General features: G+C 67.0%; 16 protein-coding genes. 11 read left to right on the forward strand and 5 right to left on the reverse strand.

The genetic code is table 11. The features are described 5' to 3' along the window. A partial coding sequence (locus ACHFFA_RS04150) for an SDR family NAD(P)-dependent oxidoreductase (RefSeq protein WP_394269595.1) occupies positions 1 to 874 on the reverse strand: 874 nt, incomplete at its 3' end. 182 nt (positions 875 to 1,056) lie between these two features. Here ACHFFA_RS04150 and ACHFFA_RS04155 point away from each other — a divergent pair. The 3 genes from ACHFFA_RS04155 to ACHFFA_RS04165 all read left to right on the forward strand — a co-directional run bounded on the left by ACHFFA_RS04155 (position 1,057) and on the right by ACHFFA_RS04165 (position 4,324). Then, positions 1,057 to 2,241, forward strand: coding sequence for an acyl-CoA dehydrogenase family protein (locus ACHFFA_RS04155; RefSeq protein ID WP_394269582.1), 1,185 nt, complete (start codon positions 1,057 to 1,059; stop codon positions 2,239 to 2,241). Positions 2,242 to 2,307: 66 nt separating this feature from the next. Then, complete coding sequence (locus ACHFFA_RS04160; RefSeq protein WP_394269596.1) at positions 2,308 to 3,447, forward strand: acyl-CoA dehydrogenase family protein; 1,140 nt, start codon at positions 2,308 to 2,310, stop codon at positions 3,445 to 3,447. 70 nt (positions 3,448 to 3,517) lie between these two features. Further along, the gene (locus ACHFFA_RS04165; protein WP_394269583.1) at positions 3,518 to 4,324 is read left to right on the forward strand and encodes an SDR family oxidoreductase; all 807 of its coding nucleotides are present in this window, start codon (positions 3,518 to 3,520) and stop codon (positions 4,322 to 4,324) included. Between the two features lie 10 nt (positions 4,325 to 4,334). Here ACHFFA_RS04165 and ACHFFA_RS04170 read toward each other — a convergent pair whose 3' ends face one another. The 4 genes from ACHFFA_RS04170 to ACHFFA_RS04185 form a co-directional block, all read right to left on the reverse strand. Then, positions 4,335 to 4,946 carry a phosphatase PAP2 family protein gene (locus tag ACHFFA_RS04170; RefSeq protein ID WP_394269584.1) on the reverse strand — a complete coding sequence of 204 codons (612 nt, stop codon included), beginning with the start codon at positions 4,944 to 4,946 and terminating at the stop codon, positions 4,335 to 4,337. Next, positions 4,943 to 5,590: a guanylate kinase gene (gene gmk / locus ACHFFA_RS04175; RefSeq protein WP_394269585.1), complete on the reverse strand. Its 648-nt coding sequence runs from the start codon at positions 5,588 to 5,590 to the stop codon at positions 4,943 to 4,945. Before gmk ends, ACHFFA_RS04170 begins: the two co-directional genes overlap by 4 nt. A gap of 67 nt (positions 5,591 to 5,657) precedes the next feature. Further along, a complete protein-coding gene (locus ACHFFA_RS04180) occupies positions 5,658 to 6,068 on the reverse strand; it encodes a hypothetical protein (protein ID WP_394269586.1) in 411 nt (136 codons plus the stop codon). 31 nt (positions 6,069 to 6,099) lie between these two features. Further along, entirely contained in the window at positions 6,100 to 6,603 is a 504-nt protein-coding gene (locus ACHFFA_RS04185) for an SspB family protein (RefSeq protein WP_394269587.1), read from the reverse strand. 105 nt (positions 6,604 to 6,708) lie between these two features. Between ACHFFA_RS04185 and hisB the strand changes: the two genes are divergently transcribed. From hisB to tolQ, 8 genes are read left to right on the forward strand one after another with little or no spacing between them, the layout of a single operon-like run. Then, positions 6,709 to 7,302, forward strand: a complete 594-nt coding sequence (gene hisB, locus ACHFFA_RS04190; protein WP_394269588.1) for an imidazoleglycerol-phosphate dehydratase HisB — start codon at positions 6,709 to 6,711, stop codon at positions 7,300 to 7,302. Then, positions 7,295 to 7,921, forward strand: a complete 627-nt coding sequence (hisH, locus tag ACHFFA_RS04195; RefSeq protein ID WP_394269589.1) for an imidazole glycerol phosphate synthase subunit HisH — start codon at positions 7,295 to 7,297, stop codon at positions 7,919 to 7,921. The genes hisB and hisH overlap by 8 nt, the downstream gene beginning before the upstream one ends. Further along, entirely contained in the window at positions 7,918 to 8,646 is a 729-nt protein-coding gene (gene hisA, locus ACHFFA_RS04200) for a 1-(5-phosphoribosyl)-5-[(5-phosphoribosylamino)methylideneamino]imidazole-4-carboxamide isomerase (protein ID WP_394269597.1), read from the forward strand. The genes hisH and hisA overlap by 4 nt, the downstream gene beginning before the upstream one ends. Positions 8,647 to 8,668: 22 nt before the next feature. Continuing rightward, entirely contained in the window at positions 8,669 to 9,442 is a 774-nt protein-coding gene (gene hisF, locus ACHFFA_RS04205) for an imidazole glycerol phosphate synthase subunit HisF (RefSeq protein ID WP_394269590.1), read from the forward strand. A 17-nt stretch (positions 9,443 to 9,459) separates the two neighbouring features. Next, positions 9,460 to 9,774, forward strand: a complete 315-nt coding sequence (locus ACHFFA_RS04210) for a phosphoribosyl-ATP diphosphatase (protein ID WP_394269591.1) — start codon at positions 9,460 to 9,462, stop codon at positions 9,772 to 9,774. A gap of 3 nt (positions 9,775 to 9,777) precedes the next feature. Then, complete coding sequence (locus ACHFFA_RS04215) at positions 9,778 to 10,164, forward strand: histidine triad nucleotide-binding protein (protein ID WP_394269592.1); 387 nt, start codon at positions 9,778 to 9,780, stop codon at positions 10,162 to 10,164. After that, positions 10,161 to 10,643, forward strand: a complete 483-nt coding sequence (locus ACHFFA_RS04220) for a YbgC/FadM family acyl-CoA thioesterase (protein ID WP_394269593.1) — start codon at positions 10,161 to 10,163, stop codon at positions 10,641 to 10,643. The genes ACHFFA_RS04215 and ACHFFA_RS04220 overlap by 4 nt, the downstream gene beginning before the upstream one ends. After that, positions 10,640 to 11,347 carry a protein TolQ gene (tolQ, locus tag ACHFFA_RS04225; RefSeq protein WP_394269594.1) on the forward strand — a complete coding sequence of 236 codons (708 nt, stop codon included), beginning with the start codon at positions 10,640 to 10,642 and terminating at the stop codon, positions 11,345 to 11,347. The genes ACHFFA_RS04220 and tolQ overlap by 4 nt, the downstream gene beginning before the upstream one ends. Positions 11,348 to 11,404 lie beyond the last annotated feature (57 nt).

Below are 11,404 nucleotides of genomic sequence, written 5' to 3' on the forward strand. Positions count from 1 at the left end.
TAAGTCCCCCGCCGGGGCCGGCCGGCGCTGCGGCCATCTGGTCGAGCGCGTCGAACAGACCCGGCTCTTCGGGATCCCAGCTGTGCCGCGGACCGATAGTCAACCCGCCGTCGACCAGCAGCGAGGTGCCGGTGACGAAACCGGCGGCTTCGCTGGCGAGGAACGCGACCGCCTCGGCAATGTCGCGTGGCTGGCCGCCGCGGGCGACCGGCTGGGCATGGGCCGATTTCTGCGCGATCGCCTGATTGGCAATGCGCTGCATCTCGCCTGCAATCCCGAGCGAGGCGGTGAAGATGTTGGTATTGATGAAGCCCGGCTGCACCGCGTTCACCCGGATACCGTATTGCGCCAGGTCCGCCGCGGCACATTTGGTGAGGTGGAGGACGCCCGCCTTGGCGACGCTGTAGGCGGTCGGCGCATAGCCCGGGCCGACGGCGGCGACGCTGCTGATGTTGACGATGCTGGCCCCGCCGGTGCGGGCCGACGCGCGCTCCTTCATCCACGGCACGGCATAGCGGATGCCCAGCGCGACCGAGCGCAGCAGCAGGTTCATTGTCGCATCCCACTCGTCTGCGCCGATCTCTGCGATCGAGGCCCGCGCCCCGCCGGCGCCGGCATTGTTGACCAGCGTGTCGATCCCGCCGGTCTCTTCCTTTGCGCGGTTCATCAGCAGTTCGAGATCGCCGGGCTTCGTCACGTCGCAACGCATCACCCGGACCTCGCCATCGCAGCCCTCGGCGACTGCTTCGGCACCCGCATCGTCGATGTCCGCGCTGTAGACCACCGCGCCTTCGTCGGCGAACAGACGCACCGCTTCCGCCCCGATGCCGGAGGCGCCGCCGGTCACGATCACGGTCCTGCCCGAGAATCGCATGATCATCCTTTCCCCTCGTTTCTGCGGGTTCGTGATTACGAGAGCGAGGGGTCGCGTCAACGTAAACCCGCCGCCCGGCAGGCTGACGTTACGGCATGGCGAACCGCGCGCTTTGGGGTTGCGGCGGGGGCCGGATCGGCCATACCCTTGCCCTCGTACCATGCAGGGATGAGGACACGATCATGGCCGATGCCGATCTCGAACGCTTCCGCGCCGACACCCGCGCCTGGCTCGAGGCGAACTGCCCGCCGGAGATGCGCCAGCCCGTCCGCGACGAAGACGATATCTACTGGGGCGGCCGCAATGCCAGCTTCAAGAACGAGGCGCAGCGCCGCTGGTTCGAAGCCTGCCGCGACAAGGGATATACCGTCCCCGAATGGCCAACCGAATATGGCGGCGCGGGACTTGCACCCGCTCAGGGCAAGGTGCTGCGCGAGGAAATGGCGCGGATCGGCGCGCGCCCTCCGCTGTCCAGCTTCGGCATCTGGATGCTCGGCCCGGCGCTGCTGCATTTCGGCACGGAAGGACAGAAGCAGCGCTTCCTCGGCGAAATCGCCCGCGGCGAGATCCGCTGGTGCCAAGGCTATTCCGAACCCGGCAGCGGCAGCGACCTCGTCTCGATGCAGACCTATGGCGAGGATCGCGGCGATCACTGGGTGGTCAACGGCAGCAAGATCTGGACCAGCTATGCCGATCAGGCGGACTGGATCTTCTGCCTCGTACGGACCGACAAGGACAGCAAATACCAAGGCATCACCTTCATGCTGTTCGACATGGCGACGGCCGGGGTGACTACCAAGCCGATCAAGCTGATCAGCGGCAACAGCCCGTTCTGCGAAACCTTCATGGACGATGTAAAGGTGCCCAAGTCCTATGGCGAAGGGGTGCCCGCCCATGTCGGCGAGATCAATCGCGGGTGGGACGTCGCCAAGTATCTCCTCGGCCACGAACGCGAGATGATTTCCGCCACCGGCGGCGGCGACCGGGCGACCTCGCTGGGTGCGGCGACCAGCCGGCAAGGCAGGCTCGATCCGGTGCTGCGTGCCGAGATGGCGCAGTTCGATGTGGACGCACTGGCCTTCACCGCGATGAGCGAGCGGTTCATGGATCAGCTGAAGGCAGGCAAGGGCCATCCTGCCCAGCCCAACATGCTGAAATACGCCGGTACCGAACTGAACAAGCGGCGGCACGAATTGCTGATGGCAGCCGGCGGCAGCCCCGCGCTGGAATGGGACAGCGACGAGACCGAAGGCGGCAAGCCGGCGCGGGGCTGGCTGCGGACCAAGGCGAACAGCATCGAAGGCGGCACCAGCGAGGTCATGCTGAACGTGATCGCCAAGCGCATCCTGGACCTTCCGGGAGCCTAGCATACACGCCGGAACGCTTCCGGAGACGCAAACAGGCCTTGCCGGGGCCGGGGAATGAGGACGCGAATGCCGCTTTACCATACCGAAGATCAGACGATGCTGGCGGAAACGGCGGCGGATTTCTTCGCCTCCGAAGGAAGTATCGCCAAGCAGCTGCGCCATTGGCGTGACCGCGACTGCAAGGACGGCTTCGGCCATGCCCTGTGGAAGCAGATGGCCGAAATGGGGTTCACCGGCATGCTGGTCGACGAGGCCGATGGCGGGCTCGGGCTGGGCCAGGCCGAGGCGAACATCGTGCTCGAACATATCGGCCGCAACCTCACGCCCTCGCCCTTTCTGGCCAGCGCGGTCCTTGCGGCGAGCGCGCTGAAGCACGGCGGCGAGATGGCTCGCGAGCGGTGGCTGCCGGGGTTGGTCGCGGGCGAGGCGATCTATGCCGTCGCCATTGACGAAGGCCCCAAGCACCGGCCCGAACAGATCGCGCTGAGGGCGGAGCGTTCGGGCAATGGTTTCCGCCTCACCGGGCAGAAGGACTTCGTCCTCCACGGCGCCAGCGCGGACATGCTGGTGGTCGCGGCCCGGACCTCGGGCGGGGAAGCCGATGTCGATGGCATCACCCTCTTCGCGGTGCCGAAGGATGCGGCCGCCATGAGCCACGATCCGGTCCGCCTGGTCGACAGTTCGATGGCAACCCACACCCGCTTCGACGGGGTCGAACTGGATGGCGATGCGGTTATCGGCGAAGTCGATGGCGGGCGCGCGATCCTCGATGCGATGTTGCGTGCCGGACGTGTCGGGGCCGCTGCCGAAGGCGTCGGCGTGGCGCAGGGCGCGATGGACATGACGGTCGACTATCTCAAGCAGCGCAAGCAGTTCGGGCGGCTGATCGGCGAATTCCAGGCCTTGCAGCACCGGGCCGCGCACCTCTATTCGGAAGTCGAGATCGCCCGCGCAGTGACCATGAAAGCGGCGGAACTCATCGATGCGGGCAGCGAACAGGCCGAACTGATGGCCAGCGTTGCCAAGGCCAAGGTCGCCCGCGCCGCCGGCCTTGCCGTACGCGAAGGCGTGCAGATGCACGGCGGAATCGGCATGACCGATGAATACGATATCGGCCTGTTCATGAAGCGCGACCGCGCGCTGCAGGAATTTCTTGGCGACCAGTATTATCATGCCGGACGGGTAGCGGAACTCAGCGGGTACTGAGGCGCATCATGCCCGGCGGGGGCGGAGCACCGATGACCGCCGGCCTCGCGACAAATTAGGGAGAGAGACGATGACACTTGAAGACCTGTTCAGCCTCAAGGGCCGCACCGCACTGGTCACCGGGGGCAGCCGCGGGATCGGGCGCATGATCGTCGAAGGCTTTCTCGCCGCCGGGATCGACCGGGTCTACATCACCGCGCGCAAGGCCGACGAGCTGAACGAGGCCGCCGAAGCGCTGGGCGAAAAGGTGGTGCCGATCCAGGGCGACATCTCCACCATGGAGGGGATAGAGGCGCTGGTCGGCGAATTATCGGGGCGCGAGCAAAAGCTCTCTATCCTGGTCAACAATGCCGGCGCGGCGTGGGGGGCGGACTATCTCGACTTCCCCGAAGCCGGGTGGGACAAGGTCATGGACCTCAACGTCAAGACGCCCTTCTTCCTCACCCAGAAGCTCCACCCGCTGCTGACCGCCGCGGCAACTCAGGAGACCCCCGCCAAGGTCATCAACATCGCCAGCGTCGACGGCCTGCGGATCAATCCGTGGGAAACCTACAGCTATCAGGCATCGAAGGCCGCCCTGATCCACCTCACCCGGCGGATGGCGGCGCGCCTGGTCAAGGATCACATCTACGTCACCGGGATCGCGCCGGGTGCATTCCCGTCGAACATGAACAAGGTTGCCCGCGACATGGGCGACGAAAGCGCGAAGGGCATTCCCAACCGCCGTGTCGGCGACAAGTATGACATGGGCGGCAGCGCAGTCTATCTCGCCAGCCGCGCCGGGGACTATACCGTGGGAGAGATGCTGACCGTTGACGGTGGGATCGTCAACGCCCTCCTCCCGACCCATTTCGCCGACCCTGCGGCGGGGCGCTGAGCGATCAGGATCAGCGCCGGGGCCGTCCGCCCAGCAGGCGGTCCATGACCCGCGACGAGATCGCCTCGGACGCGAGGCCGACCATCACACCCAGCGCGACATCGGTGGGGAAGTGGGCCTTGCGAGTGATCTGCACCAGCGAAGCGGTCGCGGCCAGCGGGTAGGCGATCGGAGTCGCCCCGGGATTGTCGCGCACGATGGCGCGTGCCACCGCGACCGCGCCGGCGCTATGGCCCGAGGGCAGCGAACGATCTTCGCCCTCCTTGCTCTCGCCACGTTCGAGCGTCGCCTCGCCTTCCTCGGCCACCTTGCGCGGGCGATAACGGTCGAAATTGTCCTTGATGACGGTCTTGATCCCGGTCGCCAGCGCATGGGCAAGCAGCATCCGCAGGCCGGTGCGGGCAATCCGCGGCTGGCGCGTCGCCAGACCCACCACCAACGTCGTCAGCGATGCGGCGACGAGCGGCGGCTGATCGGTCAATTCCGAAACCTCGCCCAGCGCCTTGCCCACCACGGTTTCGCCCAGCGGATGCGCAGCCCGCACGATGGCGAGATCCGCGCGCGTGATCGCCCCTACCTCTTCGGCTGCTTCCTCGAGCTTCTCGACGACCTCATCGCTCAACTCATCAACTCCCTTACGAAGGGGATCAGCCCGGTCTGCCGCTGGCGCTTCATGCGCTCGGCATTGAGGATCTCGCGGACCTTGGCGAAACAGCCGGGGGCATCCTCGTTGATCACCACGTAATCATAGGCATCCCAATGGCTGATTTCAGCCCGGGCGCGCTCCATTCGTGCCTCGACCACGCTCTCCTCGTCGGTTGCGCGGCTGCGCAGGCGCCGTTCCAGTTCCGCGATGCTGGGCGGCAGGATGAACACCCGCACCACATCCTGGCTGTCCTTCTGGTACAGCTGCTGCGTCCCCTGCCAGTCGATGTCGAACAGGAAATCCTGTCCTTCCTTGAGGGCGGCGCGGATATGGCCCTTGGGCGTGCCGTAGCGGTGGCCGAAGACCTGCGCCCATTCGTAGAAATCGTCTTCCTCGACCAGCCGGTCGAATTCGGCCTCGTCGACGAAATAGTAGTGCACCCCGTCGATCTCGCCCGGGCGGGGTGGCCGGGTCGTCACGCTCACCGAGAGGCGAATGTCCGGATCGGCATCCAGCAGCATGTGCGAGATCGTGGTCTTACCCGCTCCGCTGGGCGAGGACAGGATGAACATCAGCCCGCGGCGGGCGAGTGCGGTCTGCGAAGAAGCGGATTCGGCCATGCGCGCCTTTGCAACGGAGCGGGGCGGAATGGCAAGCGCGCTGCCGAGTCGCACCGGCCGCAACGGGCTAGTTCTCGCCGCGGGCCTGCTTGATCAGGTCGCTGTCACCCTTGCGCCGTTCCTTGTGCTTGCTCTTGCTGCGATCATAAAGCGTCTTGGCCAGTGCCCCGCCGCCGACGACTACCGCCCCCGGCAGGTTGCGCGTGGCAAGGCGGGCGAGGGCGAAACTGGTCAGCGTCTGGCCGAGGCTCTTGTTCTCGATGATGCTCTTCGCCGTGTTCGGACCATAGCGGCCGCGCAGCATCCCGCGCTCGATCGTGCGGCGCACCACATAGGAAGCGGCGCGGATCGCCACGTCGGCGAACATGAGGTTGGTGGCGGGATTGTCGGTCGGTCCCGGCATCGCGGGCGGCTTGCCGCCTGTCGCAGCCGCAGCCCGGCGCCGCCGTTCGACACTTCGTGCACTTCGCTTGATCATGTTCGCCCTGCCTCGTCCGGTTGACGGGCGGCTATTTCTTGCGCCCGAAATCCACGGTGACGACATTCGAGCCGTCATCTGCACCGTCAACGGGCGCCGGGCTGCCCTGTTCCGGTTCATCATTGCCGGCGGGATCGGTCGCGGCGGGCGCCATGTCGGCCACGGTGGCCTGAAACTGCAGCCCGAAATCGACCGCCGGATCGACGAACTGGGTGATCGCGGCATAGGGAATGTCGAGCTGGGCCGGGATCTGGTTGAACGACAGGCCGACCGAAAACCCGTCTTCGCGCACCTTCAAATCCCAGAACTTGTTCTGGAGCACGATGGTCATCTCGTCGGGAAACCGTTCGCGCAGGCTGATCGGCACCGATACGCCCGGCGCGTGGGTGCGAAAAGTGATGTAGAAATGGTGCGCGCCGGGGAGCATGCCGCCCCCGTCCTCGATCTCGCCCAACACGCGGCCGACCACCGCGCGCAAGGCTTCCTGCACGATCGTATCGTAGGGGATCAGGCTGTCAGGCGTCGTCTCGCTCATGACTGGGACAGGTGGAACCGGTCGCCCGCGTGGTCAAGCGCTTTAGTCGAACCGGGGCCGGGTCCGCGCTTGCACCTTGAAAGGCGTGGCCTATAGGCACCTTCCATGCGGACGGCACGGATCACGCGCAACACCACCGAAACCCGGATCGAGGTCGAGGTCGATCTCGACGGCACCGGGCAGTACACGGTGTCCACCGGCATCGGTTTCCTCGACCACATGATCGAGCAATTCGCCCGCCATTCGCTGATCGACGTGACGCTGCGGGTCGAGGGCGATCTTCACATCGACCAGCACCACACCACCGAGGACAGCGCCCTGGCGCTGGGGCAGGCGCTGTCGCAGGCGCTGGGCGACCGGCGCGGGATCGCCCGCTATGGCAGCGCCCATTCGCCGATGGACGAAACGCTGGCGCTGGTCGCGCTCGACATGTCGGGGCGGCCCTTCCTGGTGTGGAAGGCTGCCTTTACCCAGGCCAAGCTGGGCGAATGGGACACCGAACTGATCGAGCACTGGTTCCAGTCGGTCGCGCAGACCTGCGGCATCACCCTGCATGTCGAAGTGCTGCACGGCGCGAACAATCACCACATCTGCGAGGCAATCTACAAGGGCTTCGCACGGGCGATGCGCGCTGCGGTGGAGATCGATCCGCGCAAGGGCGAGGCGATCCCCAGCACCAAGGGCCAGCTGGGTGGCTGAAACCGTTGCGCTGGTCGATTACGGCGCGGGCAATCTGCATTCGGTGGACAATGCGCTGCGCAAGGTCGGGGCGACAATCACCCTGACGGCCGATCCCGCCGTGCTGCGCCGGGCCGATCGCATCGTCCTTCCGGGCGTCGGCAGCTTCGCCGCCTGCGCCGAAGGCCTGCGCCGGGTTCCGGGCGTGGTCGAGACACTGGAAGAGCGGGTGCTGGGCGGCGGGGTGCCGTTCCTTGGCATCTGCGTCGGGATGCAGCTCCTCGCCACCACCGGGCACGAACACGGCGAGACAGCGGGGCTGGACTGGATCCCCGGCGACGTCCGCCGGATCGAGCCGGCCGATGCCAGCATCAAGGTCCCCCATATCGGCTGGAACGACGTTGCCCCGACGCCCCATGCCCGCCAGCACGAGGTGATCGAGGAAGGCGAGGCCTATTTCCTCCATTCCTACCACTTCCACGCCGCCAGCGGGAAAAACGTGCTGGCGATGACCGATCATGGCGGTGGCCTCGTCGCCGCAGTCGGGCGGGACAACATCCTCGGCCTGCAATTCCACCCCGAAAAGAGCCAGTCCTACGGGCTCGGCATTCTCGCCAATTTCCTCGAGTGGCGGCCATGATCGTCTTTCCCGCGATCGACCTCAAGGCCGGGCAGGTGGTTCGCCTTGCCGAAGGGGATATGGCCCGGGCGACCGTCTATGGCGACGATCCGGCGGCGCAGGCGCTCGCCTTTGCCGATGCCGGGGCCGAGCATCTTCACGTGGTCGACCTCGATGGCGCATTTGCCGGCGAAAGCCGCAACCGCGCGGCGGTGGAGGCGATCGTCGCGGCATTTCCCGGCTATGTCCAGCTTGGCGGGGGCATCCGCGATGCCGCTGCGGTCGAGGGGTGGTTCGCACTCGGCGTGGCACGCATCGTGATCGGTTCGGCGGCGCTCAAGGATCCGGATTTCGTGCGCGAGATGGCGCGCGAATGGGACGGCGGCATCGTCGTCGCGGTGGACGCCAAGGACGGCATGGTGGCGACCGAGGGCTGGGCCGAGGTCAGCGACGTGCCGGTGGTCGACATGGCGCGCCGGTTCGAAGATGCCGGCGTCGCCGCGCTGCTGTTTACCGATATCGGGCGCGACGGAATGCTCAAGGGCGTGAACATCGAGGCGACGGTCGATCTCGCCCGCCGGGTCAGCATTCCGGTCATCGCCAGCGGCGGGGTCAAGGGGCTGGACGACATCCGCATCCTGTCGCTCCACGCGGGCGACGGGATCGAAGGGGTGATCACCGGCCGTGCGCTGTATGACGGGCGGCTCGATCTCGGCGCGGCTCTGGCGATGGCGGGGCGGTCGTGAACCCGCTTCTGAAAGGACGCGCATGACCGTTCGCATCCGCGTCATCCCCTGTCTCGACGTTGCAGATGGCCGCGTGGTCAAGGGCGTCAATTTCGTCGACCTCAAGGACGCCGGCGATCCGGTGGAGCAGGCGCAGGCCTATGACCGTGCAGGCGCGGACGAGCTATGCTTCCTGGATATCTCTGCCAGCCATGAGGGGCGCGGCACCCTGCTCGACATCGTCGAGCGGACGGCCAAGGTCTGCTTCATGCCGCTCACCGTCGGTGGCGGGGTGCGCAGTGTCGAGGATGCTCAGGCGCTGCTGCTGGCAGGCGCGGACAAGGTGGCGGTCAATTCGGCCGCGGTCGAACGGCCCGAACTGGTCGGCGAGATCGCGGCGCGCTTCGGCAGCCAGTGCGTCGTCGCCAGCGTCGATGCGCGGGCACGCACCGCGGGCGAAGGGTTCCGCGGCTGGGAAATCTACACCCATGGCGGCCGCAGGGCGACCGGCATTGACGCGGTCGACCATGCCCGCCGCCTTGCCGAGTTCGGTGCAGGCGAACTGCTGGTCACCTCGATGGACGGCGACGGCACGAGGGCGGGCTACGATCTTGAACTGACCCGCGCGGTGGCGGACAGCGTCGGCATTCCGGTGATCGCGAGCGGCGGGGTCGGCTCGCTCGAACATCTCGTCGAGGGGGTGACCCGCGGCCATGCGAGCGCTGTGCTGGCGGCCTCGATCTTTCATTTCGGCACCCACACCATCGCCGAGGCGCACCGCGCGCTGCGGGCGGCGGGCTTGCCCGCGCGCGGGTGAGCGGGTTAGGGAAGGGCATGGACACGCTGACCCGTCTCGAAGCGACCATTGCCGGCCGTCGGGATGGCGATCCCGCGGCCAGCTATGTCGCCCAGCTGCTCGCCCGCGGAACCCCGGCGCTGGCGCGCAAACTGGGCGAAGAGGCAATCGAAGCCTGTGTCGCGGCATTGTCCGGCAGCCGCGAGGAACTGGTCGGCGAAGCGGCGGACCTTGTGTTTCACCTGCTGGTCCTGCTGGCCGACAAGGACATCCCGCTTGCCGAAGTGATGGCCGAGCTGGACCGCCGCGAGGGCACCTCGGGTCTGGCCGAGAAAGCCATGCGGAGCGCCTGAGCCATGCCGATCGACCCGACCCTTCCCTATGACGATGGCAACATCTTTGCCCGCATCCTGCGCGGCGAGATTCCCTCGACCCGCGTCTACGAGGACGAGTGGGCGATCGCCTTCGAAGATATCAACCCGCAGGCTGCCAATCATACGCTGGTGATCCCCCGTGCCAGCTATGTCAGCTGGGACGATTTCAGCGCCCGCGCCAGGGCCGAGGAGATCGCCGGCTTCGTCCGCGCGGTCGGCAATGTGGCGCGGATGAAGGGGCTGGTGGAGAGCGGCTACCGCCTGCTGGCCAATGTCGGCGCGCATGGCGGGCAGGAAGTGCCGCATCTTCATGTCCACCTGTTCGGCGGCGAGCCGCTGGGCCCGATGATCGCTCGGCGCAGGGCATGACCCTGCCCCATCCTCCCGACGGCGTCCTGGACGGGCCGCGCCACCTTTATGCGGTGCGGGTCTATTACGAGGATACCGACCTGTCGGGCATCACCTATCACGCCAATTACCTGCGCTGGTTCGAGCGCGCCCGCAGCGACCTGCTGCGCCGGCTGGGCATCGATCAGCGCGCTGCGATCGAGAGCGGCGAGGGCGCCTATGCCCTGTCCGAGGTCAACCTGCGCTACCTTCTTCCCGCGCGGCTCGATGACGATGTCGCGATCGAGACCCGCTGCACCGAATTGCGCGCCGCGTCGTGCCGGATGCACCAGGTCGCACGGCGCGGCACGGCGATCCTGTGCGAGGCGCATCTGCGGGTCGGCTTCCTGACTCTCGATGGTCGACCGCGCCGGCAGCCGGAAGACTGGCGCACGGCCTTCGCCCGCTTTATCGACGCCCCCGAACCCACCGCCACCCCCGAGGCCACTGGACACGCATGACCCTTATCCCGCTGCTTGCCGCCGCCGTTCCCGCGGCTCCGACCCATCTCGACCCGGTAGAATTGTTCCTCGACGCCGATATCGTCGTGCAGCTGGTGATGGCCGGCCTGTTGCTGGCCAGCGTCTGGGTGTGGACGATCATCGTCTCCTTCAGCCTCAAGATGCGGCGAATGCGGCGCGATACCCGCGCCTTCGAAGAGGAGTTCTGGAAGGCCGACAATCTTGACCGCTTCATGAAGGACCGGGGCACCGCCGACGTGCCGAGCGCACGGGTGGCCAAGGCGGCGGTGGGCGAATGGCGCCGCTCGACCAAGGGCGAGGTCCGCGATGCCGAGGCGCTGCGCGGGCGCATCGCCGGCGTGATGGACAGCCAGGTCGCGGGCGAGGCAGACGACATCTCCGAACGGCTCAACTTCCTCGCCACGGTGGGTTCGGTCGCGCCCTTCGTCGGCCTGTTCGGCACGGTGTGGGGGATCATGAACAGCTTCTTCCAGATCGGCGCGCAGGAAAGCAGCTCGCTCGCGGTAGTGGCGCCGGGCATTTCCGAAGCGCTGTTCGCCACCGCCATCGGCCTGTTCGCGGCCATTCCCGCGGTCATCGCCTACAACCGTTTCAGCCACGCGGTCGAGCGATACGAGGCCGGCCTGCACCGCTTTGCCGACCGGCTGCACGGCACCTTCAGCCGCCAGCTGGAGCAGCTCTGACATGGCGATGTCGCTGGGCACCGGCGGCGCGGGGGCGCGGCGGGGACGGCGCGACCC

Origin of the sequence: Qipengyuania sp. (assembly GCF_043423005.1) — a bacterium.
In the GTDB taxonomy this organism is placed as follows: domain Bacteria; phylum Pseudomonadota; class Alphaproteobacteria; order Sphingomonadales; family Sphingomonadaceae; genus Qipengyuania.